Source organism: Pedobacter sp. W3I1 (assembly GCF_030816015.1).
In the GTDB taxonomy this organism is placed as follows: Bacteria; Bacteroidota; Bacteroidia; order Sphingobacteriales; family Sphingobacteriaceae; genus Pedobacter.
Genome location: NZ_JAUSXN010000001.1, coordinates 2,547,156 through 2,570,658, shown reverse-complemented (window position 1 = coordinate 2,570,658; position 23,503 = coordinate 2,547,156). Strand labels below are relative to the sequence as shown.

Sequence of the window (23,503 nt, the reverse complement as noted above, 5' to 3'; positions counted from 1 at the left end):
AATTATTTATCTACGATTTCTTCAAGGGGTTGATAATCTTTTTTAAACTCGCCCTTTGTTGTTAGGATGCCAGCATGATTTAATGAACGGATAGCCTCCGTTTTTGTCATCTGCTTTGCTTCTTCAAGTTTAACCTTAGCCAGATCCATTAAATTTTGTATATCCTTTTCACTCATGATTAACTACCTATTGTATAGTCAAATATACCAATACAATTACTAAAAGAGAAAATATACCTGATGTTTTGCATATCCGTCGCTTATACAAAAAACGTCAATACAAATGGGCTTCTCCTACTTCTTACTCATTTTGTAATAGATAATGATTAAATTGCATCATCTATTGCATCAATCCCTAATGAAAGAAATTACCGATATCATAAAGGCATATCAAAAGGCTACGAAGGAAAAGAAAAAAACAGCCCTTGCAACGGTAGTTAAGGTAGAAGGTTCTTCCTACCGAAGGCCAGGCGCCAGGATGCTGATTACTGAAGATGGCCAGTTAACAGGTGCCATTAGTGGTGGTTGTTTAGAAGGGGATGCGTTGCGAAAAGCACTTTCGGCAATTGTACAGCAAGAAAACAAGCTCATTACTTACGATACCACCGACGAAGATGATGCCAAATTTGGTGTTCAGCTAGGCTGCAATGGTATCGTACATATCCTGTTCGAACCCATTATAGAAGCGGATGAGTTAAATCCAATTGCTATTTTAATCGCTTTGCAAGGCAAAAGGGAGAATGCGGTATTAGCAACACTTTTTTCCCTAACAGGTAAGCAGCAGTTAGGTACAAGCATGCTTTTTAGAAATGAACCTATTTTTTCTAAAACCCCAAAGTCAATTAGTGATGAATTAATTAAAGATATCCAGAACGTTTCTGAAAATAAAACTACAACATTTAAAGTTTATGAGCGCGACAGTCAACAGATTGATGCCTTTCTGGAGTTTATCCAACCTCCTATTTCATTAATGATAGCAGGTGCAGGCAATGATGCGCAGCCTTTGGCCGAAATGGCTTACCTTTTAGGTTGGGAAGTAACCGTAATAGATGGAAGACCTACACATGCCACGCCCCAACGTTTTGCAAACGCAACCAGGATTTTAGTGAGTAAACCTGAAAATGTGTTAGCTCAAATTCAGATAGATGAGCAAACGGCCTTTGTACTGATGACACATAATTACAACTATGATCTCGAACTACTTAAATATTTATTGGGTACAAACGCTCCATATATCGGTACACTAGGGCCAAAGAAAAAGCTGGTCAGGATGTTAGATGAACTGGATTTGGCAACGCCGGCAAACGAAACACGTGTACATGGTCCGGTTGGGCTGGATATTGGTGCAGAAACTGCAGAAGAAATTGCCATTTCTATCCTCGCAGAGATTAAATCCGTTTTTACAGGTGCTTCGGCCATGTTTTTAAAAGAGAAGAAAAATCCGATTCACGTTTACGAATTAAAAAGTAATTAAGCAATGAAAACAGGTATTATCATATTGGCTGCTGGCAGTTCTTCACGTTTAGGAAGACCAAAACAGCTTTTGGATTATAAAGGAAAAACACTCTTGCAAACGGTAATAAATGAAGCTTTAGAAACAAATTGCAAACCTGTTATCGTTGTTTTGGGTGCTAATGCTGAAGAAATAGCCGCCCAACACCAGAATGATCAGGTTAGTTTCGTGATTAATGAAAGTTGGGGAAATGGAATGGCCTCGAGTATTGCTGCCGGGCTTTCCGCCATGATCAAAAATAATAGCGCAACAGAAAGTATCATTATTGCAGTTGCCGATCAGATTTTTGTAAAAATGAGTAACTTTAATAACTTAATCGAAAAGCAGAGAGAAACTGGTAAGAATATCATTGCCAGTGCATATACCGAAACAATAGGAACTCCTGTCCTCTTCAAAAAAGATTACTTTGAAGCACTTTTATCGCTCGAAGGAGCAGAAGGGGCAAAAAACATATTAAAACAGTATCCTCAAGATGTAGAGACAGTAGTTTTCGAGCGTGGGGGAATTGATATTGATACAGAAACAGATTACAACAATTTAATTAGCCAGCAATGATAACAGATTCTTTCGGAAGAATACACGATTACCTGCGAATATCGCTTACCGATAACTGCAATTTTCGCTGTTTTTATTGCATGCCCGAAGAAGAATACGACTTCACCCCTGCCTCCCGGCTCATGCAAACCAACGAAATTATTAAGCTGGCAGAAGTTTTTGTGGCCAATGGCGTAAAAAAAATCAGGCTTACGGGGGGTGAACCATTGGTGAGAAAAGATGCAGCCCAAATTATTGCCGCTTTGGGTAAACTTCCGGTCGAGCTCGTCATTACCACAAATGGAACCCGCATTGCTGAAATGTTGCCGGTATTAAAAGAAGCAGGTATTAAAACCATTAATATTAGTCTGGATACACTACAACCTGAGAAATTCTTCATGATTACCCGAAGGGATGTTTTCCATCAGGTACGCAGTAATATCGAACTGCTTTTGCAGCATAAAATCAAGGTAAAAGTAAATATGGTGGTGATGAAAGGGCTTAATGATAATGAGATCGGCGATTTCATTAGCTGGACTAAACACAATCCCATTCAAATCCGGTTTATTGAGTTTATGCCTTTTAGTGGTAACAAATGGACGAGCAATAAAATGTTTTCTTTGGATGAAATACTGGCTGTGATTGAAAAAGATTTTACAGTATTACCTGTTAAAGGAGAACCGCATGATACAGCTAAAAGTTTCATGATTCCTGGCCATGAAGGTTCATTTGCCATTATCAGCACCATGACCAACCCTTTTTGCGATACCTGTAACCGCATGCGCTTAACTGCAGATGGCAAACTAAAAAACTGCCTGTTTTCGGATAGCGAAACCGATCTGCTTACCGCATTGCGGAAAAACGAAGATGTGCTTCCACTAATTCAATCGGCCATATGGAGCAAAAAGAAAGCATTAGGCGGACAACTGGTAAGCGATTTCGAAAAAATTGATGCTACCACCATTCAAAACAGAAGTATGATTACCATTGGAGGATAAATTTTCATGATTAGCGTTAAAGAAGCAAAAGACCTCATTTCTCAACACATAATAGCACTAAATCCCATTTCAATTGACCTGGCAAAGGCATCAGGGCATGTACTTGCCACTGATGTTTATGCAAAATACGATATTCCTGCATTTAACCAGTCATCAATGGATGGTTATGCGTTAAAGTTTGAAGATCATGAACAAGAACTCGACTTAATTGGCGAAATGGCCGCAGGAACGGCAATCCGTATTACTCTACAACACGGACAAACCAGCAGGATATTTACAGGTGCACCATTACCAGAAGGTGCCGATACTGTGGTGGTGCAGGAAAAAATCACGCGTAAGGATGGAAAAATCACCTTACAAGATCCCAATTTAAAACCGGGCTTAAATGTACGGGATAAAGGGTCGGAAATTAAGGCAGGAGCATTGGCCATGGAAAAAGGAAGCCTGCTCAGTCCTGCCGCTATTGGCTTTCTGGCAGGGATTGGTACTAACGAAGTTAGCGTTTATCCCATGCCAAAGATCTCGATTATTGTAACCGGAAAAGAATTACAACAACCGGGAAAAACACTTGAGTTTGGTCAGGTATATGAATCAAATTCCTATTCGCTCTCAGCAGCATTAAAACATGAAGGCATTGAACAAATTACAGTTTACGAAGCTGATGATGATCTCGGGATCCTTCAAAAAGTATTACAAACTGCAACAGAAAACAGCGATGTTGTTCTACTTACCGGAGGTGTAAGTGTTGGCGATTACGATTTCGTAATCGAAGCAGCTACACATTGCGGCATTAAACAGATTTTCCATAAGGTGAAACAGAAACCTGGCAAACCTTTGTATTTTGGCACAAAAGATCAAAAGCTAATATTCGGACTCCCCGGCAACCCTTCATCCGTGCTCAGCTGTTACTATAATTACGTATTGCCATCCATTAAGTCCTTATCACATAAAAACAATAGTGTAATTGAGGTTCAGGCTGAGCTTACACATCCCTATTCCAAACCTGCAGGGCTAACACATTTCCTGAAAGGCAAATATGAAAATGGGCTCGTTACCCCACTCAGCGCGCAGGAATCGTATCGATTAAGCTCCTTTGCACAGGCCAATTGCCTGATCTGCCTTGATGAAACACAAGAACAATTAAAAAAAGGCGACATCCTAACCGTAATGATTTTACCAAATTAAACCATGCAAGAAAGCTTTATCCTCTTTTACTGTTTACTTTTTATTGTTGCCTTTTTATATGCTTCAGTGGGGCATGGGGGAGCAAGTGGTTACCTTGCACTGATGGCTATTTTCGCCATTTCGCCGGCTGTAATGAAACCTACGGCACTATTGCTTAACCTTTTTGTTTCTTCCACCTCCTTTATCCAGTTTTACCGCGGCGGCCATTTTAAGTGGAAAACCTTTTGGCCTTTTGCGCTTGCCTCTATCCCACTCTCTTTTGTTGGCGGTATGATGGTTATTGAAAGTTCCATTTATAAAAAGATTTTGGGACTGCTTTTGCTTATCCCGGTCATCCGTTTTTTCTTCTTTAAAAATACCAACCCAAAAGATTTCAAACCATCAAATATCCCATTATCATTGGCCATTGGTGGCATTATTGGCTTACTTTCGGGCATGATTGGTATCGGGGGTGGGATTATCCTTTCTCCTATCCTCCTGCTTTTAAAATGGACTGATCAAAAACAGACCGCAGCCATTAGCGCAGCATTTATTTTTGTTAATTCAGTTGCTGGTTTAGCCGGTCAGCTGATCAAAGGTTTCGAATTTAACAACCACATGCTCGTTTATGTTGGGGTAGCTTTTGTTGGTGGCATTTGCGGGGCTTATTTTGGTGCCTTAAAATTCCCCCAAGCCGTTTTAAAAAATGTGCTGGCCTGTGTATTGGCGCTGGCCGCTTATAAATTACTATTTACACATGCATAATATCAAATACCTTATCATTGCCTTATTATTTTTAAGTTTTGCTGCAAATGCACAAGAGATCAAACAATTTATAATTGAAGGAAAGGTTAAAACACCCTTAACGGTTACTCTAGACAATTTAAGTGCTTATAAATCCGTTAGTTTGGATAGTATGACAATTTTTAATCACCTGATGCAGCGTAAAGGCAGTATTAAAAATATTAAAGGTGTGCTTTTAAAAGATATTTTGACTAAAGTGGAAATAGATGCCGCATCACCAAAAACATTGAGCGAATATTACCTTGTTTTAACCGCAACTGATAACTATAAAGTAGTGTATTCGTGGAACGAGATCTTTAATTCGCCTACGGGAAATCAAGTGCTGGTTTTAACCAGTTATGATACTAATCCTGCAAAAGCAGAAAAAGGGAATATTGCCATTATTACGCCCAGCGATTTCGCTACAGGAAGAAGATTTGTGAAAGGATTAAGTAAAATCAGCATCTTACAGGTAAATTAGCAGCATGGAAATTGAAATGATCAGTTTTGGCAAAATTGCCGAGTTTATCAACAATCAAAAAATTGAGGTTGATGGCATTGCTGATACCAATGCTTTTAAACAGTATCTCGAAAACCAGTTTCCTGCTTTAAAAGATATGAAGTACAAACTTGCCTTGAACAAAAACATTGTTCAGGAGAATACTGAAATTACAAACAATGCTACAATAGCCATAATGCCACCCTTTTCTGGAGGATAAAACGATATGAGTGCAGAGCGATACAACAGGCAGATTATCCTTAAAGGATTTGGAGAGGAAGCACAACAACTACTCTTAAAGGCGAAAATACTGGTAATTGGTGCTGGTGGTTTGGGTTGCCCTGCGTTACAATATCTCGCCGCTGCTGGCATTGGTCATATTGGTATTGTTGATGACGACACCATTTCATTGTCCAATTTACATAGACAGATTCTTTTTACTACGGCAGACATCGGAAAGCTGAAAGTAGAGGTTGCAGCCAAGCGCCTGCAGGAGATGAATACCCAGATTGGAATCATCCGTCACCCCATCCGCTTGCAGAAAAATAACATCCTCGATATTCTATCCAGATACGATTACATATTGGATGGTACAGACAATTTCGAATCGAGATACCTGATTAACGATGCCTGTGCCTTGCTTAACAAACCACTTATATTTGCAGCAGTTTCAGGTTTTGAAGGTCAATTAGCTATATTTAACACTCCTGATCATTTAACCCCTAGTACCAATTACCGCGATCTTTTTCCTGTTCCACCCGATAAGGGAGAAATACCAAGCTGTGCCGAAAATGGTGTAATTGGCGTATTACCAGGTATATTGGGCACCATGGCAGCCGCAGAAACCATTAAAGTGATTGCCAGAATCGGGAAACCGTTAACCAATAAAATATTAAGTTATAATTTACTTACACAAGAACAATATACCATCAGCATCAGTCACGGAGGCGGTTATACCCTGCCTAAAACTGTTGATGAATTTTTAAATATGGATTATCAGGATACGAGCGAAGGACCACAGGGATATATAGAAATAGATGCCAGCGAACTGGTTAAACTCCAACAACTAGAATCAACAATTTTAATCGATGTACGCGAAAGGCATGAAGTACCAGTGTTGGATAAACAGATTTTTACACAGGTACCAATGTCAGAATTTGGAGCTTTTATGAGCAAAGAGTTTTACCAAAAACATGTGGTTTTAATCTGCCAGCATGGGATAAGAAGTGTGGCCGCAGCAGAGGCCATACTGGAAAAGTATGGCGATGCCAAAAAAATTTACAGTTTAAAAGGTGGTATTGTAAAATGGAGAGATTACTTTCTCAAATCCTAACATGAGCGAAATAAAGATAAAGAACATATTTGTTGATGGTCCAATAGAACCTGCTTTTATAGCCGAAAGCATTGCCAAACACAACAGCAAAACAGCTATTGGTGGCCATAGTATTTTTATGGGCCAGGTGAGAAAAGATGAAATTGAAGGCAAATTTGTTGCAGCGATAGCATATACCGCCTACGAAGACCTTGCGCTCGAAAAAATGCATCAGATCAGGGAAGAAATCTTTGAAAAATATCCACTCAATTGCATGCATATTTATCATAGTTTGGGTACAGTTAAAACAGGCGAAATCTGCCTTTTTGTTTTCACTTCGTCAGCACACCGTAAACCGGCAATTGCAGCGTGTAGCGAAGTAGTAGACCGCTTAAAAGCAGAATTACCGATCTGGGGAAAAGAAATATTCGAAGACGAAACCCATCAGTGGAAAGAAAATATTTAATATGGTAAACATTACAAAAAAATCCAATACCTTAAGGATTGCCATTGCAACCGCTACCGTAAAGGTATCGAAGCAGGAAACCATTGATGCGGTTGAGCAACGCAAAATTCCCAAAGGCGATGTATTTGAATTTGCCCGCGCAGCAGGATTATTTGGTGTAAAGAAAACAAGTGATGTAATTCCGGATTGTCACCCGCTGCCGATTGAATATACTGCTATTACTTACGAAATTGTGGGTTTAACCATCATCATTAATGTTGAGGTACATACCATTTACAAAACAGGTGTAGAAGTTGAAGCCATGCATGGCGCCTCGGTTACCGCCTTAACCATGTATGATATGTTAAAACCAATTGACAAAGGCGTTGAAATAGAAAATATCAGGTTACTAAAAAAATCGGGAGGAAAATCTGACCTTAAAAATGCCAAATTCCCAGAACTAAAAGCTGCTGTTGTAGTTTGTTCGGATTCTATTTTTGAAAATAAAGCACAAGATAGTTCTGGCAAAGCGATTATTTCGCGACTTACCCAATGGGAAATTAATGCAGAGAAATATGAAATCGTACCCGACGAAATTAACATCATCCGGGATAAAGCCATTGAATTAAGTAGAAACGGCTATCATCTGATCATTTTTACCGGAGGAACCGGCCTTTCGCCACGCGATGTTACTCCGGAAGCCATTGCGCCTTTAATTGACAGGAATATTGAAGGGCTTATGGAAACTGCCCGTCGTTACGGACAGGAGCGCATGCCTTATGCCATGCTTTCGCGCGGTATAGCAGGTTTTATTGGAGAAACATTGGTGCTTACTTTCCCCGGCTCGAAAAGCGGTGTAGAAGAAAGCATGGATGCGCTATTCCCGCAGGTTTTGCATTTATTTAAGGTGATTAAAGGCGAAAAAACATTAGCTATCGTTAGTCTGAATTTGTAATCCATTTATCCTGTATTCCTTGGCTGGTGGCTCACCAGCCAATCCATCATCTACATTAAATAGGTCGGTGCGTCACCAACCTTGGAATTTGATTAATGGTTAAGATCCTGACCAGCACAAATGTCAACAATATTAAATCTAAACAGCAAAAATCTTTTTTGTGGTAAAAAATTAAGTCCTATTTTTGCGGCATGTCGTCTAAATATAAGATTTTATACTTTTTCCAAAATTCTGATACCGCTATTCTAGAAATTCAGCGTCTTGGTTTGCCGGACAATGCAGATGCAGAGGCGACCTACCACTGGCTTTATTTTGATAAATTAACAGGGTCGCTGATTAAATTATGGTTCAGATCGATGGATTCTTCTACCGAAATTGAAGAACGTTATTTTGAACAGGGTTATCTTAAATTTAATAAAACTGAGGCTACGTACATCGAAAAGCACAATTCTTCGCAGCAAAAACTCAATAATATGGGCAATAGAGCTATTGGCGATGAAATAAGTGTTTTATTAGAAAATTATCTGAAATAATTCAGGCCATCTCTGGCAGTTCTGATTCTAAACCAACTTTACTTAAAGGATAACGAGAGGCATGGAAATCCAGAAGCGAGCGACAAAAATCAGGATACCATTTTTGTTTATGCATGCTTTCTAAAAGTTGCGCACAGGCGAGCACATCGGCATCAGCCTGATGCAGTGCATGGGCAACAAAATTAACCACATCCCAAATGCCTTCCATCATAAAAAATCTAAACGTAGACAGGATTGCAGACCATTGCACTTTTTTAGCTTGTAGCAAAAAGAACCGCGAAACAGGGCTACATAAACGTTTAAAGGCCATGTAATCCTCTTCAGCACCTTCTAAGTTTAAGAGGCCATCGCTATAAGGAAGATTCGCAATTTCTGCAGCAATTTTATCACGGCCATGGAAATAAACACTGCCTGCACAAATAGAAGATATCGATATCAGCGCTAAATGATCATAGATTTCGGGGTGCATTTTCAACTTGCCATTGCGTACAAATACCAGTCCGCCTTTTTTAGCTACGCCGGCTTGTGTGTTTATAGCCGATAAACTTAAAAGCTCAAATTCGCCAGCAAAATTAAGTGCCGTTACAAACTGTGCTGCAGCCATAAAAGTACCCCGATCTAGCGGTTTATTGTTTATAACAGGTTCCTGAATTGAGAAAATAGAAAGTTGCAAAAATATTTAATTTGTTTGGTTCCGGCCGACTATATCGACATTAGCAAAAATAAAAATCCAATTCAGAAAAGAGCTATAATGAAAGCACGGAAAGCCCGCCAGAATGGTAATCAACTAGAAATGAGAAAGAAATTTTTTCAACCTTTTTGTTCAGTAAATGGTATCCTTAAGTTCGATAGTGTAATGAAATATCCGTGCAAAAAAAAAGCAGGACTAAATCCTGCTCAAAATCTTTTGGGGAAGAATTAAACAACTCTTACTTTCACTGCATTAAGGCCTTTTTTGCCTTCTTGAACTTCGTATTCAACTGTATCATTTTCTCTGATTTCGTCAATCAGGCCTGATGCATGCACAAAAATCTCAGATCCGCTTTCTTCTTTAATAAAGCCAAAGCCTTTTTCTGAGTTAAAAAATTTTACTGTTCCGTTTTTCATTATACTGGATGTTTTTAAATTAAAAACCAAAAATAGGATTAAAACCGAAAAACCAAAATTACTGGCAAACAAAATTGCTAATTATGAACAAAAAGATTACAACTGTAAAGATTATTGCCGCCATTTTACAGTCTAAAATATTAACTATGAGTGCTTATAAACCTTAAAAAGATTTTCCTTGCGTAATGGAAGAATACCAATTAATCGGGTGTGATCTTAAATTCATACCGTCACTCTCAATGTGATACAAGATAATGGGCATACTGAAATCAACAAAACGCTCTACCTGTTTGGAAAGTTTACCGAGAAAATCCATGCTCGATATGCCTTCCTTCAAATGAACGTAAATTACACTGCCTGTTTTAAACTCAAAGCGTTCTACCACTCCTGGCCACTCTGCTTTTATCCTGGTGAGGAAAGCTTTGATTTTGGTTTCTTCTTTTAGATTTTCCATAAGCTTATCAGGTTTTTTTAATATATGCTAATTTAAAAAATTATTCTAAATAAGATAAATTGTAACAGCACCTATACAATGATGTGGCAAAAAAACAATAAAACAAAAAGGGCTCTAAAAACAAAGCAATTTGATGGTGGTTTCTAAGAAAAAGCAGTACTAATTAGCTAGAAATAAAACAGATATAATATAAATAGTACCTACTATTCTTTCTTTTTGTCATTCTGAGCGTAGCGAAGAATCTTTAATTAAAGTGCTAATTCTCCTCTTTATCGTCTTTAGTGCCTAGGCAGGAACCCTAATCCCACTTACTAACAAGACAAACCTGTTAAATCATTAAGATTCCCAGTCGGGCTGGGCAATCACGGTATACCCCCCTACGTCATTCCCGCGCAGGCGGGAATCTTAATACCACCTATAAAAAGACAAACGTGCTAAAGCCTTAAGATTCCCAATCGAGTTACCAATGACAGATTCTAAAATTGGCGTCATCTTGACCGAAGCAAATGCGGAGTGGAGAGATCTTTGGACTATGTTAAAAGATCTCTCCACTGCGGTCGAGATGACGATTTATCTTACCTGTCACCCAACTCCTCTGTTTTTCGCTAAAAAACTGACCTCTGGGAATGACGATACGGATTAGGAATTTTATTAGAAACTTGTATTTTAAGTTATGGAACGAGGTGGTTGCGTATATATCATGACAAATGTCTTTAATACGGTTTATTATACTTGAGTTACCTAAATTCTAGTCTTAGCATCTGCTAAGATCACATTTAACAAGTTCACTACTTTACTGAAACAATCTCCACTCCGCCATCCTGTAATCCTTTCCCTTTAACCTTCAACTGTAATACACCACCTTTTTTACCAGCCTGTACCACTACCACCAACTTTCCGCTAAACAGTTTCATGGTTGGCTTTACGAAAGATTCTAATGAAGTTGCATCGCCGTTACAAACGGCTTTGAATGCCCCTGCTCCTTTTACTTCAAAATTTAAAGCATTGGTTGCTGTTGGACAAGGTATACCGTTTTGATCTACTACTGATACGGTTATGAAAGACAAATCTTTTCCGTCAGCCTTAATTTCTTTTCTATCTGGTGTTAACACAATTTTATAGGGTTTACCTGCCGTCATTACCTTTTCTTCTGCTACAGGCTTTCCATTGCTATCAAAGGCTACTACTTTTAAGGTTCCGGGTTCGTATTTCACATCCATCCACATTAGTCTGTAACGGTTCTGTGGTGTTGATTTGTCTTTTTTCCGCACGCCTAAACTTTTGCCATTCAAAAAAAGTTCGGCGCTATCGTAGCTCGTGTAAACGAAAACAGGTGTGGTTTGGCCTTCTCTTCCCTCCCAGTTCCAATGTGGAAGTAAATGTAGTGTAGGCTGTATTTTATTCCAACGGCTTTTGTACAGGTAATAACGGTCTTTGGGTAAACCTGCCAGATCAGAAATCCCGAAATACGAACTTCTTGACGGCCAGCTGCTATCGTAAGGGGTCGGCTCGCCCAGATAGTCGAAACCTGTCCAAACAAATTCGCCTATTACCCAGGGTTTATCGTCCTGCATTACAAAATCATCATCAGGCACGTTAGACCAGCTGCAATATTCAAGATCATAAGATGAAGATTGAAAATCAGGATACTGTTTATCAAATCCTTTTACAACCGGAAATTTATATATGCCCCTGGAACTTACCGTTGATGCCGTTTCTGATCCCAAAATAAATCCCTGTGGAAAAACCTTATTTGCTTCTTCGTAAAGGTGAACCCGATAATTTAACCCCGGAATATCCATTAATGCTCCAAAACCGGATTGCATGGTTGCCTTCACCTGATCCATCCCTACAGTAACTGGCCGTGTAGGATCTTCGCGATGAAAAATTTCCTGAAGCCATTTAGCCCTTTTAACGCCTTCAGCACCAAACTGATCGGGCACCTCATTTCCTGAGCTCCACATCACAATACAAGGGTGATTTTTATTGGCCTGAACCAGGTTTACAATATCCTTTTCGGCATCGGTATTGAAATATAAATGGTAACCGTTTTCTACCTTGGCCTTTGCCCATTCATCGAAACTTTCGGCAAGAAACATAAATCCCATTTCATCGCACAGTTCCAATTGCTCAGGTGAGGGCATATTGTGCGAACTCCTGATGGCATCGCAGCCCATTTCTTTCAAAATCGTTAATTGTCTTCTTAAAGCTGCTGTATTGATGGCAGCACCAAGCGGACCCAGATCATGGTGCAGACACACGCCTTTAAACTTTCTTACCTCACCGTTGAGGCTAAACCCTATGCCAGCACTAAAATTGATCGTCCTGATCCCAAATTTTGTTTTGACGACATCCTTCAATGTATTTCCGTCATATACACTCGATATCGAAGTGTACAAATAAGGTCTTTCCGGGCTCCAAAGCTTAGGATTGCTGATTTCTATATCCTGATCAGTTTCGTTCCCGAATATGCTTTTTGCCGTATCAATAGCCACCTGTTTGCCCAAACTATCTAAAATCTGCGTAACCAGGCGTACACCTTTACCTGTTAGTTTGGTTTTGATATTTACCTTAGCAAATTCTTTCTTAATTATCGGGGTGGTTATCGTAATCCCCCATTGCTCAATGCTTTTTTCTTCTTTGATAATCAAATGCACATTGCGATATAAACCCGCTCCAGGATACCAGCGAGAAGACTTCGGCAGGTTCTTCAAATGGATAGCCAATAAATTATCGCTCTTTTTTAGGTCGTTGGTAATGTCTATATAAAAGTAATTATAACCGTAGTTCCATTGTCCAACCTGTTTCCCGTTCAGGTAAACGCGGGGTTCGCTCATGGCGCCATCTATCTGAAGCAGCACTTTCTGGTTTGGTTTAAGTGCTGGGAGATTCAATTTTTTGCGGTACCAGCCTTCGCCGATATAAGGTAAAGCTCCTGTTCTACCGGTTTTTTCAGTGGCCTTGCTTTCGCCATTTTGAGTGATGGCGGTTACCTGTTTGTCTATTTCCTTATCAAAAGGCCCGCTAATGGCCCAATCATGCGGAACAGTTACGGTTTCCCAGCGGGTATCATTAAAAGTGGCTTCAGCACCATTGGGAAAATTTCCCTTTGAGAATTTCCAGCCTTCATCCAATAAAATTTCAGTCCGTTGTGCGGAGGCATTTAAATAAGCAAGGCTAACCATAAAAATGGTAAAAAGTATTTTTTTCAATCGGAACATGTAATTGACGGTTATTTTAAATAGATAGATTCGATAGTAATATTAGTAGGTTTAGTGGCATTTTCATAACCAAATGTAATTTCAAGTTTTTCAGCATTCTTCAGACTAAAAGCAGATCGGTCTGGTGATTGATAGTAAAGTGGCAAAAAGCCTGGATAAGGACGTGGAAGCAACAACTGTGCATCATTTTTAAGCTGATTTAAAGGAACTTCGATCAAATGAAAATCTTTTCCAGCAAGAATTTCTGCCGCGAAGAAATGTGCATCAGCATCAATTAAACCGATTTTAATCTTTGTGTTTTCGGTATTTGCTTTAATCTTGATCATCAATGTTTTTAAATTGTTCAGCTCTGTAGTTCGCCCAGCCATTTTATCGGCAAAAAAGCTTTGAAAACCAATCAATTGACCAGTTTTCGGCTTATTCATGGAGAGTTTCAGGTTCAATACCGATGGATTTTCTGCTGAAACATATTCAATTTTATTGTTTCCCCAATCGGGACTATAAATATTGATATTTTTTCCATCTATACTAGCATTGAAGATTTCTACAATGGCATCTTTAGCTGCCACATAAGTCTGGTAACTTTCAGTTTCAAGCTTATCCCAGGCATTGGGGTTTCCCTTTACATTTGTTGGAAAAGTGATGTAATCACCATTTGCTTTATGAACGATGATCTGATATTTCAGCAAACCATTTTTCACCAGTTCAGCCGGGATTGTTGCGTTATACTGATATTTCTGTTTTTTTTCTAGAGGAATATTTTTCCAGCGGTTTGCAGCATTTAGTTGAACAAAGGCAGAATCTTTTGCACCTAAGTCTGTAATTTCTACATTGATCTGAAAAGAAACATCTTCAGAAACCGTTGTTAAAGCCTGATGTTTAACAAAAATAGCCTCGTTAGAAGCTTTTGGTGCAACAAACTCACCCAAGGCTGTATTCTGACTAATGCTTTGGGCATTCAGATTGCTTTTCAAATTTTTCTTAATCAACAGATAAGCACCAGGAGAAACATTAAAACCATTATTAACAGCGGTTGAATTAAAAGTATTACCTTGATTTAATCCTTTGACCGAAAAATCTGAACCCAGATCGGGAAGATCAATTTCGATTGGTAAGGTAGACCAGATTATCCGTGTGACTTCTTTTTTTGGTGAAGCTCTTTCAAAAGGATCTCTGATGAGGATTGCATCTGGCATTACTTCCAACCGCCATACCCCAGCAGCCACCTGATCTATAAAGTACGCCCCTTTGCCTTGATATTGAATAATTTTAGAGCTGCCCACACCTGCAATATGCTTTAGTTTTTTTACATTGGTTAGTTTCGATGTGGTGTTGTTCGTATAATAAAATTCTTCAGCGGTATTCATTTCGCTCAACGAATTTTTGTAATCAATTTTAAACGGGCCAAAAGTATTGCCATTGTTTAAAGTATCTAAACGACCCAATTGATGGAAAACCTTGGATGCAATTAACATACTGATCGCTTTTGATGGCGTATAAGCGAGGTTTAAATAATGAGTTTGATACTCGGTATTGGCATAAGCAGTCGCCATCGGATCGTAAGCAAACTGCGTTGCCCATTGAAAACCCGCAGCTTTGAAACTTCTGGCCATTGCCGGATACATTATCGGCACCATCACATCACCTGCGTCAAATTCGTAAACTACTTTAGCGCGATTTTTAAATCCTGGAATAGTATCAAACGGAATTTTATATTTAGCCACATTAGGGAGATAATTACCCTGCAAGGTATGCCCGGCAACCAATCCTGTTGGATACCACTGAAAGCTATGTCCCTGAACATCTGCTTTTACAATGGCATCAGCGTACCAGGGCGATTCGCTGATGTTATAGAAAATAGGTTTGGTCCAACCTGTACTTTTTATGGCGGCTGTCATGCGGTTTACATATTCAGTTGCCCTTTCCTTTGCACCACTGTGATGAGGTTCGTTATTGATCTCGGTGGCTAAAATATCTACATCCTGTTGGTAAGTTAAACCAGTGTAAGGATTTTTATGCTTAAAAAACTGTTTCAGGTAATTTTCCTGCGCTTTAAAAGCTTCTTCATTTACTACGGATTTATCTTTACCGTACTTATTGGAGAAGCTTCCAGTATTTTCATCTTTCTCCGGATAACCGTTTCCCCAAAAGGCAATTGGCGTAACCAGGGTTTTGATTTTACGTTTCTTAAGTTCTGCCAACAAAAAATCGAAAAGACGTAAATGTTCATTATTGATCAGGTTTCCCTCAGCATCTGATATTTCCTGATCCCAGACATGTACACGGAAAGCATCTAAGCCCAATCGTGAGAAATGATAAACATCATCTTTTATCGCTTGCTCAGCTGTAACGCCCATTCTTAAAATGGCACGGTTACCATAAGCAAATGGCGCAGTATAATTTGTTCCAAAAAAAGCTGCTTCTTTATGGTCTTTCTCCCAGCGGATCACACCTGATGCATCTACATAAATGCCTTGTTTATTTTGGGCATGAGTAGCTATTGCTGCAAGAACAAAAGCGGTTGAAAGAAACAGTTTTTTGAGTAAAATCATAATAAAAATTAAAAGTTGTCGTCATGCTGATTTCAGCATCTTTCTCGCTATTAGACCCTGAAATAAATTCAGGGTGACGATCGCTTGTTAGTCGGGATTTGCAATCCCGACTCTTTAACTGCGGATTTGCAATCCGCTTCACCAGATCCGGATTACAAATCCGGACCATCAATATCTATATGGTTCGTGGAAGCACGAATCACAGCACCGCTCGCCTTGGTACGTGTCCTCACGTACCAAATTTGCATGGTTCGTGTCTCCGCGAACCAAGGCCAAATCAACTATTTTTGTTAGTCCGGATTACAAATCCGGACCAGCTGCCAAGTTAAGGCAGAAACGCATCCATGGCAACCGTTGGCTTACCGCTATCATCAAAAGCACCCAATTTATAACCGCTCCAGCTATTGTAAGATTGTGGTTCCCAATAGAAAACGCCTAAACCTTTGTTATTTGGCAACGATTTATTCTTCGCTATTAAATCCTTAATAAAAGCTTTGCAGGCCACCGCTTCTGAAACTGGCATTCCCAATTCGCAGATCATTACTTCCGATCCGTAACGGGAAACCATATCCGTCATATTGGCTAAACACTGTGTATTTTTTGCCGACCAATCTGTCGCTGTAGGATACATTGACATTCCGATCACATCCCATTTGGCGCCATTATTTTTTAATCCATCAAATATCCATCTAAATAAACTGTTATCATAGCCATTAGAGATGTGTACAATCACTTTTGAAGTCGGATTTACCGCTTTTACGCCATTATAACCAGAAAGCACTAAATCTGCAAAATTTTTCATGTTTACAGATGCTTTTCCATCGTTCCATAACATGCCATTATTGGTTTCGTTACCGACCTGCACCCATTCAGGCACAATTTTATTGGTTTTCAGGACTGTTAAAACCTCAACGGTATGATTGTAAACAGAGGTTTTTAAAGTAGCAAAGTCTTGAGACACCCATGCAGCTGGTTTGTTTTGCTGTGCTGGATCTGCCCACGAATCGCTATAATGGAAATCAATCAGCAAGCGCATATTCATGGCTTTTGCCCTTTTTGCCTTAGCCAAAACATCGGCCGTATTGCAATAACCACTAGCCGGATTTACCCAAACCCTAAGACGAATGGTATTGATCCCTTTATCTTTCAAAATCTGAAGCAGATCTTGTTGTGTTCCTGTAGCATTGTAAAACTTTTTACCCGCAGCTTCCATTTCCGTCAGCCAGCTTACATCGGCACCTAAGGCATAAGTACCCACTGGATCTGGCTCAGGATAAAACTGCGTTTCGCCTTTAACTGTTTTTTTACAGCCTGTGTTGGTCAGGGTAAATATGATAATAAGACCTAACCAGTTTATGATTTTTATTTTTTTAAACATCTCTATATTCTTTAAGCAAGTGGTGAACTTAATTTTTTTCTAACTCATCCGTCATTCCCGCGCAGGCAGGAATCGCAATCCCCAACACGACCTACCAACACTTTAAGATGAGGCTGTCTCATAGTATAGTTGTCATCCTGAGCCTGTCGAAGGACTAGATTAAATAGCCTTGACAGAGCGTTTCGACAAGCTCAACGTGACAATGCGGATCGAATGTAACTTTTTGATACAACCTCATGACGCAGCGAGAAATTTATTTAACCGAATAAGTATAATTTCCATCACCAGCACTTAAATCTAAAGTAACCGTGAAAACACCTGTTTTGGTAATTGGGATATTGATGCCGCCCCAGGTTGGTGCACCAGCATAAACTAAGGCGCCATTGGCATCTACTTTATAACTGATATCGTAGCCTCCATTACAGGTAAATACAAATGTTTTACCGGCAGTTAACGATACATTTGCCGCAACCCATTTTCCTGTGGTTGCATTGTAAATTAATGGTGTTGACGAAGTACTCCAGGCGTTATCATCTCCAGAGATAAAGAATTTTACTGGTGTATACGTGATGGTTAATGCATCTACATCGGCATTTACTTTCATGTAAGCTGGTGCTGGCGTAAGGTACAAATTACCTCCTGTTAAACTCATCGTTGTCGAAGTTCCTCCCCAACCATAAACCTTGCTGGCGTCTTTTGTAGATACCAATTGAAAAGCATCACCGCCATAACCATCGGCATTAGGTAAATTGAGATAACCTTCGTATTTCGAATTGAATTTAACTGAGGTTAGCACAAAACCATTGGTCCTTGCGGTTGGTGTTTTCCAGGAATTACCTCCTTTTACCATCAAAGCAGGATATTCTATTGTGGCTTTGTATGGATTAACCGTCATGGTTAAGCTCGAATAAATAGGTTTAATGGTTGATGCTGTCCCGGTATTCTGGGTCACTTCTGCTTTCAATCTCACCACTACAGTACTTACAACACCTGTTGGCAATAACAGCTGATTGGCCAAAAGCGAATTAAAATCGGCACCTAAGTAAGCTTTTTCAAAAGTACCAGCCGCAAGTTTAACGATTACCGCATTCGCCCAGGCAGTTGTGCCTATAGTATCAGCAGGGACATCGAATTCTAACGAATAGGTTGGGATAACACTTACGCCAAAGTTTGCAGCTTTAAAACTAAAAGTAGTAACATTGGTGGCATCATTCGCTGAGGTTAATACAACACTGGCTACCGAACTTTTAAAAGCAAGGCTACCTGCACCTGGTGGGGTAACGATATTTGTACTTTCTTCTTTTTTGCAGCCAAAGAACAGGCAGATTAAAAGCAAAGCATATATGATCTGAATTGATAACTTTTTCATATTTTTTAGATTAATAACCTGTATTCTGACGAAGATTTGGATTGGCCGAAAGATCAGTTGGCGGCAATGGATAAAGATTGTATTTGCCATTTACAGCTGTACCGCCTTTAACCCCACCTTTCCATGCCCATAAATAAGCGGCTGTGGTAAATTTTCCGAAACGGATCAAATCTGTTCTGCGGGTGGCTTCGTACCAAAGTTCACGTCCACGTTCATCTAAAATAAAATCAGTGGTTAAAGCGCTCGAGGTGATGTTTCCTGCTACACTTCCGTTATATGCACGGCTACGCAACTGGTTAATGTACGTTAACGCTTGTGTTAAACTACCACCAGTACCACCACGCAAAACGGCTTCCGCATAAGTTAAATAGGTTTCTCCTAAACGGAAAAGTGGAAAATCGATATCCGAAAAGTCTTTGGCCACATCCTGATGCGGTGCCGGACCACCTGAACGGGTTTTATTACGAAATTTAGTGCTTGAGTAACCATCATTCGAAGTGTATAAATCATTCACTTCCAAGTTTTGGCCCGACATATAAAACTGTGCCCTTGTATCCGTTGCACCTGTTTTATCGGCAAAAAGATTGACAAACTGCTGGGTAATCCTCAAACCGCCCCAATCGCCGTTAGAGCCTGAAACTTCAGCTGGTACGTGTGCCGGCCCATGCATCAGGTAAGTAGTCCCTCCAAAATTCTGGGTATTGGTGCCATCATAATTAATGGTAAAAATGTTCTCGTCTGTATTTAAGTGATTATCGGCAATGGTTAGTTCGCGGTAATTACCATGAAGCGTATAACCTGCAGCGGTAATTTTGTTGCAATAGGTAATCGCATCGGTATACCTGGCCGTACCGGTATATACCTCCGCATTTAGATAAATCCTCGATAACAAAGCCCATGATGCAGCCCGATCGGCACGGCCATATTCGTTGGCTTTTGGTGCGGCTAAATCATTTTCAATCGCTTTAAGTTCTGATTCTACATAAGCGAATAAATCTTTACGGGCAATTTGTTTGGGCAAATCTTTACCACCAATTTCGGCAGTTTCGGTAACCAGTGGTGGGTTTCCATAAATATCCATCAATACAGCGTATTGATAAGCCCTGATAAAACGTGCTTCGGCTCTAAACTTACGCACCTGATCTGCATCAGCACCAACAATTCCTCTTTTGCTTAAATTATCGTCAGACGATTGGTTGATAAAATCATTACAAAGTGTAATCTGGAAAAATGAACGGTAATATAAACCATTGATAATCGAATTAATCGACGACCAGGTCATTTCATGCAAGCCTTGGATTCCGGCATCATTCTGCCAGGACCAAACAGCCTCGTCGGTTGTTAATTCCTGCAAATTCCAGTATAAACGAAGGAAATCAGAGTTTCCTTCATCCTTAATAATCTCTACCGGAATATCAGGCTGACCTACCGATGCATTTCCGGTAAGGGCAAAAGCACCATACACCTTGGCTAATGATTGTTTATAACCAGCCGCCGAGGTATACACTTTATCAGCAGTAAGATCATTTGTAGGCACTAAATCTAGTTTGTTGCACGATGTGGCCAGTATGCCAATAGCACAAACTAGCGTGAATAATTGTAAAACACGTGGTTTCATATATTTTGTTTTAAAGCAGTTCATCATCTTAGAAATTAACATTTAAGCCTAGAGAGAATATCCTTGGTCGTGGGTAGATGTTGTTATCCACTCCGGAGGCCACCTCTGGATCCAGGCCTTTGTATTTGGTAATTACGAACACATTCTGTACACTAGCGGTTAAGCCTAAGTTTGCTTTGGTTTTTAAGATCTTACCAAAGGCATAACCCAGATTAACATTGTCCATTCTTAAAAAAGAAGCATTTTGAACATAATAATCGCTCAATAACTGCTGCGTTTTAAAATTGGTAGTGAGGTAGTTTGGCGATGCATTTAAAATAATGGCCGTTCCTAAAATCTGGTTTAAATTACCGCTTTGGCTATAGTTATTGTTGTAAACGTAGTTGCCTAAATTAGCCCTCAAAGTGAAAGACAGGTTCCATTTTTTATAGCTCAGGTTATTGCTAAAACCCAGAAATACTTTTGGATCTGCTTGTTTTCCTTTTTTGAAATCGTTCTGATTGATTACACCATCGCCATTCTGATCTACATAAACACCCTCAATTGGGTTTCCGTTCTGATCGTAAGTCTGTTCAAACAGGTTGAAGGTATTTTTTGGTCCGCCAACGGCATTGATAAAGGCATTTTGTCCACCAACCCCACCGGCAATTGTCCCACTAGGGAAACCTCCATAATTTGGATCGTTTGGCACCACCGTTAAATTGGTAATGGTGTTTTTGTTATAAGTGGCATTGAAGCTGAAATCCCAATTGAAATCTTTTTCTCGAACTGGATTAAACCCTAAGGTAAGCTCAACACCTTTGTTTTCCATATCCCCGACATTCACAATCGCGTTAGCAGCAAAATTAGTTCCGGCAGGCTGAGGAATTAAATTCAACAAATCGCTGGTTTTCTTTTGATAAACTTCCAGTGTACCTGTAATACGGTTATCCAAAAATCCGAAATCTAAACCAATATTGGCGGTTGCAGTTTCTTCCCACTTAATATTAGCAATGTAGGCACTTGGACGATACATCTGGTAAAATGTATTTCCAAACTGATAAGAGGCATTTAATGCACTCAAACCGTATGTAGACATATAGCCATAATTACCGATTCCGTCTTGCTGGCCGGTAACACCATAACCCAAACGTAGTTTCAATGCAGAAACGATTTTACTATCCTTAAGGAAAGATTCATTTTTAATCGTCCACGCCAGGGCGGCCGAAGGGAAAACACCGTATTTAAAAGAAGGCCCGAAACGGGATGAGCCATCCCTACGGATTGTTGCTGTTAGTAGAAACCGATCATCATAATTATAATTTAATCTTCCAAAATAAGAGATCAAACGATATTGAGGTTTATTAAAAGCAAAAGCAGGATCAGAGTTCACTACTTTAGTTCCATAAGCGTCAAAACTTGGATAATTGTATTGCGTAGTTAAATAATCATTGTAAGAATAACCTGCTGTTGCATCTATCCTACTTTTAATCGATTTAAATTCTTTAATGTAGTTCAGGTAAAAATCCAGAACGGTATTTCTTCTGTTTTGCTTATACTGATTGCTTACTCCATTGCTTAAAATCGATTCTGCAGCATTTGGATCTACGTAAACCGTTCCTTTGCCTGAGGCTACATCATAAGCAGCATTTAAATTGGCATGTAATTCTGGCAGGAAGTGAAAGCTATAATCAAGCTGAACATTACCGATACTACGCATTGGTTTCGCACGATCTTCTCTTTGTTCTAATAAACCAACCGGGTTACGCCCAACCAAATTAACCAGGCCCGTTGGTGTACTGGGATCTAACCATTCCCAATAACCATTATAATCAGATCGGTTGGTATAAGTGGCTTGCGTAGGATCGAAACTCACTGCCCCGCCGATCGCTGAAGTATTTGCAAAACGCGTTTTCTGCATACTTCCCTTAAGGTTAATATCCAGTTTTAGGTGATTATCAAAAAATCTTGGGTTAAACACAAGGGCAGCTGAGGTTTTCTGCAATTCATCGGTACGTAATACGCCTGTTTGATTTTGATAACCAATTGATAAACGGTAAGGCAATTTTTTGATTCCTCCGCTAATGCTGATGTTGTTATCGGTAGAAAAACCATCCTGATAAATTAAATCCTGCCAATTGGTATTAAATGTACCCAACTGCGCTTTTTGCGCTGAAGTACCTTTAGCGTTTACAATCGCACGGATTTCATCAGCACTCAATACATCTAACTGTTTGCTTAATTTAGAAACAGAGTTTACCGAATTAAATGTCACTTTTAAGGCATCACCCAAGCCTTTTTTTGTGGTGATGATAATTACACCATTTGAAGCTCTTGCACCATAAATGGCTGCTGCTGATGCGTCCTTTAAAACCGTAAAGGTTTCAATATCGTTAGGGTTAATGAAACTCAAAGGATTTGATGCACCCGAAACACCACCGCTTTCTAAAGGTACACCGTCTATAACAAATAATGGATCGTTACTTGCATTTAATGACGAACCTCCACGGATACGGATGGTACTGCCACTTCCCGGCTGACCACTGTTTGAAGTAATCGAAACCCCTGATACCTTACCTGATAACATTTGCTCTGGTGTGCTGATACTTCCTTTTTGGAAATCCTTTACACCAACAACTGCTACAGAACCCGTAAGATCTTGTTTTCGCGTGGTTCCGTAACCTACAACAACTACATCGTTTAAGGTAGAAGCATCTTCGATTAAAGTGATGGTTAAAGTTGTGGTTTTAGAAACTTGTACTTCCTGAACTTTATAACCCACCGAGGTGAATTCGAGAATCCCGGCTTTCGCAGGTATCTTGATACTAAAGTTTCCATTTGCATCAGTAGAGGTGGCAATCGCCGTTCCTTTTAAGCGAACACTTACGCCCGGCATTCCTAAATTATCGGGTGCTGATTTAACAACACCGGCAATGGTCGCCTGCTGTGCAAAAAGATATCCATGGGTAAAAATCAGTAGTAAAAGCATTAACATTCGCTTGTTACTCTTGAAGAAAGATGTAAAAATGTGCATAGAATATTATGGTTAGAATTAACGATACAAATGAAGGGTTTATGGCATTGCCCGCC

Annotated in this window: 21 protein-coding genes; 11 read left to right on the top strand and 10 right to left on the bottom strand. The window is 39.6% G+C overall.

Annotated elements, in window-relative coordinates; all coding sequences use genetic code 11:
* Nucleotides 1-2: 2 nt before the first annotated feature.
* Nucleotides 3-176 carry a hypothetical protein gene (locus QF042_RS10785; protein ID WP_307528125.1) on the bottom strand — a complete coding sequence of 58 codons (174 nt, stop codon included), beginning with the start codon at nt 174-176 and terminating at the stop codon, nt 3-5.
* Nucleotides 177-357: 181 nt separating this feature from the next.
* On the opposite strand from QF042_RS10785, the gene QF042_RS10780 reads away from it, so the two are divergent.
* The 11 genes from QF042_RS10780 (at nt 358) to QF042_RS10730 (ending at nt 8,735) form a co-directional block, all read left to right on the top strand.
* Nucleotides 358-1,473, top strand: coding sequence for an XdhC family protein (locus QF042_RS10780; RefSeq protein WP_307528123.1), 1,116 nt, complete (start codon nt 358-360; stop codon nt 1,471-1,473).
* Between the two features lie 3 nt (nt 1,474-1,476).
* The gene (locus QF042_RS10775) at nt 1,477-2,067 is read left to right on the top strand and encodes a nucleotidyltransferase family protein (protein ID WP_307528121.1); all 591 of its coding nucleotides are present in this window, start codon (nt 1,477-1,479) and stop codon (nt 2,065-2,067) included.
* Nucleotides 2,064-3,044 (top strand): GTP 3',8-cyclase MoaA, encoded by a 981-nt coding sequence (gene moaA, locus QF042_RS10770; protein ID WP_307528120.1) that lies wholly within the window; start codon nt 2,064-2,066, stop codon nt 3,042-3,044. The genes QF042_RS10775 and moaA overlap by 4 nt, the downstream gene beginning before the upstream one ends.
* Before the next feature lie 6 nt (nt 3,045-3,050).
* Complete coding sequence (gene glp / locus QF042_RS10765; RefSeq protein WP_307528118.1) at nt 3,051-4,229, top strand: gephyrin-like molybdotransferase Glp; 1,179 nt, start codon at nt 3,051-3,053, stop codon at nt 4,227-4,229.
* Nucleotides 4,230-4,232: 3 nt separating this feature from the next.
* Complete coding sequence (locus QF042_RS10760; RefSeq protein WP_307528116.1) at nt 4,233-4,973, top strand: sulfite exporter TauE/SafE family protein; 741 nt, start codon at nt 4,233-4,235, stop codon at nt 4,971-4,973.
* Nucleotides 4,966-5,472 (top strand): molybdopterin-binding protein, encoded by a 507-nt coding sequence (locus QF042_RS10755; RefSeq protein WP_307528114.1) that lies wholly within the window; start codon nt 4,966-4,968, stop codon nt 5,470-5,472. The genes QF042_RS10760 and QF042_RS10755 overlap by 8 nt, the downstream gene beginning before the upstream one ends.
* Nucleotides 5,473-5,476: 4 nt before the next feature.
* Nucleotides 5,477-5,710 carry a MoaD/ThiS family protein gene (locus QF042_RS10750; protein WP_307528113.1) on the top strand — a complete coding sequence of 78 codons (234 nt, stop codon included), beginning with the start codon at nt 5,477-5,479 and terminating at the stop codon, nt 5,708-5,710.
* Between the two features lie 6 nt (nt 5,711-5,716).
* Nucleotides 5,717-6,823 carry a HesA/MoeB/ThiF family protein gene (locus QF042_RS10745; RefSeq protein WP_307528111.1) on the top strand — a complete coding sequence of 369 codons (1,107 nt, stop codon included), beginning with the start codon at nt 5,717-5,719 and terminating at the stop codon, nt 6,821-6,823.
* Between the two features lies 1 nt (nt 6,824).
* The gene (locus QF042_RS10740; protein ID WP_307528109.1) at nt 6,825-7,268 is read left to right on the top strand and encodes a molybdenum cofactor biosynthesis protein MoaE; all 444 of its coding nucleotides are present in this window, start codon (nt 6,825-6,827) and stop codon (nt 7,266-7,268) included.
* 1 nt (nt 7,269) lies between these two features.
* A complete protein-coding gene (moaCB, locus tag QF042_RS10735; RefSeq protein WP_307528107.1) occupies nt 7,270-8,202 on the top strand; it encodes a bifunctional molybdenum cofactor biosynthesis protein MoaC/MoaB in 933 nt (310 codons plus the stop codon).
* Between the two features lie 191 nt (nt 8,203-8,393).
* Nucleotides 8,394-8,735 (top strand): hypothetical protein, encoded by a 342-nt coding sequence (locus QF042_RS10730; protein WP_307528105.1) that lies wholly within the window; start codon nt 8,394-8,396, stop codon nt 8,733-8,735.
* Between the two features lies 1 nt (nt 8,736).
* Here QF042_RS10730 and QF042_RS10725 read toward each other — a convergent pair whose 3' ends face one another.
* From QF042_RS10725 to QF042_RS10685, 9 genes are all read right to left on the bottom strand, one after another.
* Complete coding sequence (locus QF042_RS10725) at nt 8,737-9,408, bottom strand: hypothetical protein (RefSeq protein WP_307528103.1); 672 nt, start codon at nt 9,406-9,408, stop codon at nt 8,737-8,739.
* A gap of 245 nt (nt 9,409-9,653) precedes the next feature.
* Complete coding sequence (locus tag QF042_RS10720; protein ID WP_025142821.1) at nt 9,654-9,842, bottom strand: cold-shock protein; 189 nt, start codon at nt 9,840-9,842, stop codon at nt 9,654-9,656.
* A 163-nt stretch (nt 9,843-10,005) separates the two neighbouring features.
* A complete protein-coding gene (locus tag QF042_RS10715; protein ID WP_215126659.1) occupies nt 10,006-10,296 on the bottom strand; it encodes a hypothetical protein in 291 nt (96 codons plus the stop codon).
* A 788-nt stretch (nt 10,297-11,084) separates the two neighbouring features.
* A complete protein-coding gene (locus tag QF042_RS10710; protein WP_373459068.1) occupies nt 11,085-13,508 on the bottom strand; it encodes a DUF4982 domain-containing protein in 2,424 nt (807 codons plus the stop codon).
* A 20-nt stretch (nt 13,509-13,528) separates the two neighbouring features.
* Complete coding sequence (locus QF042_RS10705) at nt 13,529-16,069, bottom strand: membrane or secreted protein (RefSeq protein WP_307528094.1); 2,541 nt, start codon at nt 16,067-16,069, stop codon at nt 13,529-13,531.
* A gap of 325 nt (nt 16,070-16,394) precedes the next feature.
* On the bottom strand, nt 16,395-17,447 hold the full coding sequence (locus tag QF042_RS10700; RefSeq protein WP_307528092.1) for a glycosyl hydrolase 53 family protein: 1,053 nt from the start codon (nt 17,445-17,447) through the stop codon (nt 16,395-16,397).
* Between the two features lie 253 nt (nt 17,448-17,700).
* Entirely contained in the window at nt 17,701-18,816 is a 1,116-nt protein-coding gene (locus QF042_RS10695; protein WP_307528090.1) for a SusE domain-containing protein, read from the bottom strand.
* Between the two features lie 10 nt (nt 18,817-18,826).
* Complete coding sequence (locus tag QF042_RS10690; RefSeq protein ID WP_307528088.1) at nt 18,827-20,434, bottom strand: RagB/SusD family nutrient uptake outer membrane protein; 1,608 nt, start codon at nt 20,432-20,434, stop codon at nt 18,827-18,829.
* Nucleotides 20,435-20,462: 28 nt separating this feature from the next.
* Nucleotides 20,463-23,447: a TonB-dependent receptor gene (locus tag QF042_RS10685; RefSeq protein WP_307528086.1), complete on the bottom strand. Its 2,985-nt coding sequence runs from the start codon at nt 23,445-23,447 to the stop codon at nt 20,463-20,465.
* Nucleotides 23,448-23,503 lie beyond the last annotated feature (56 nt).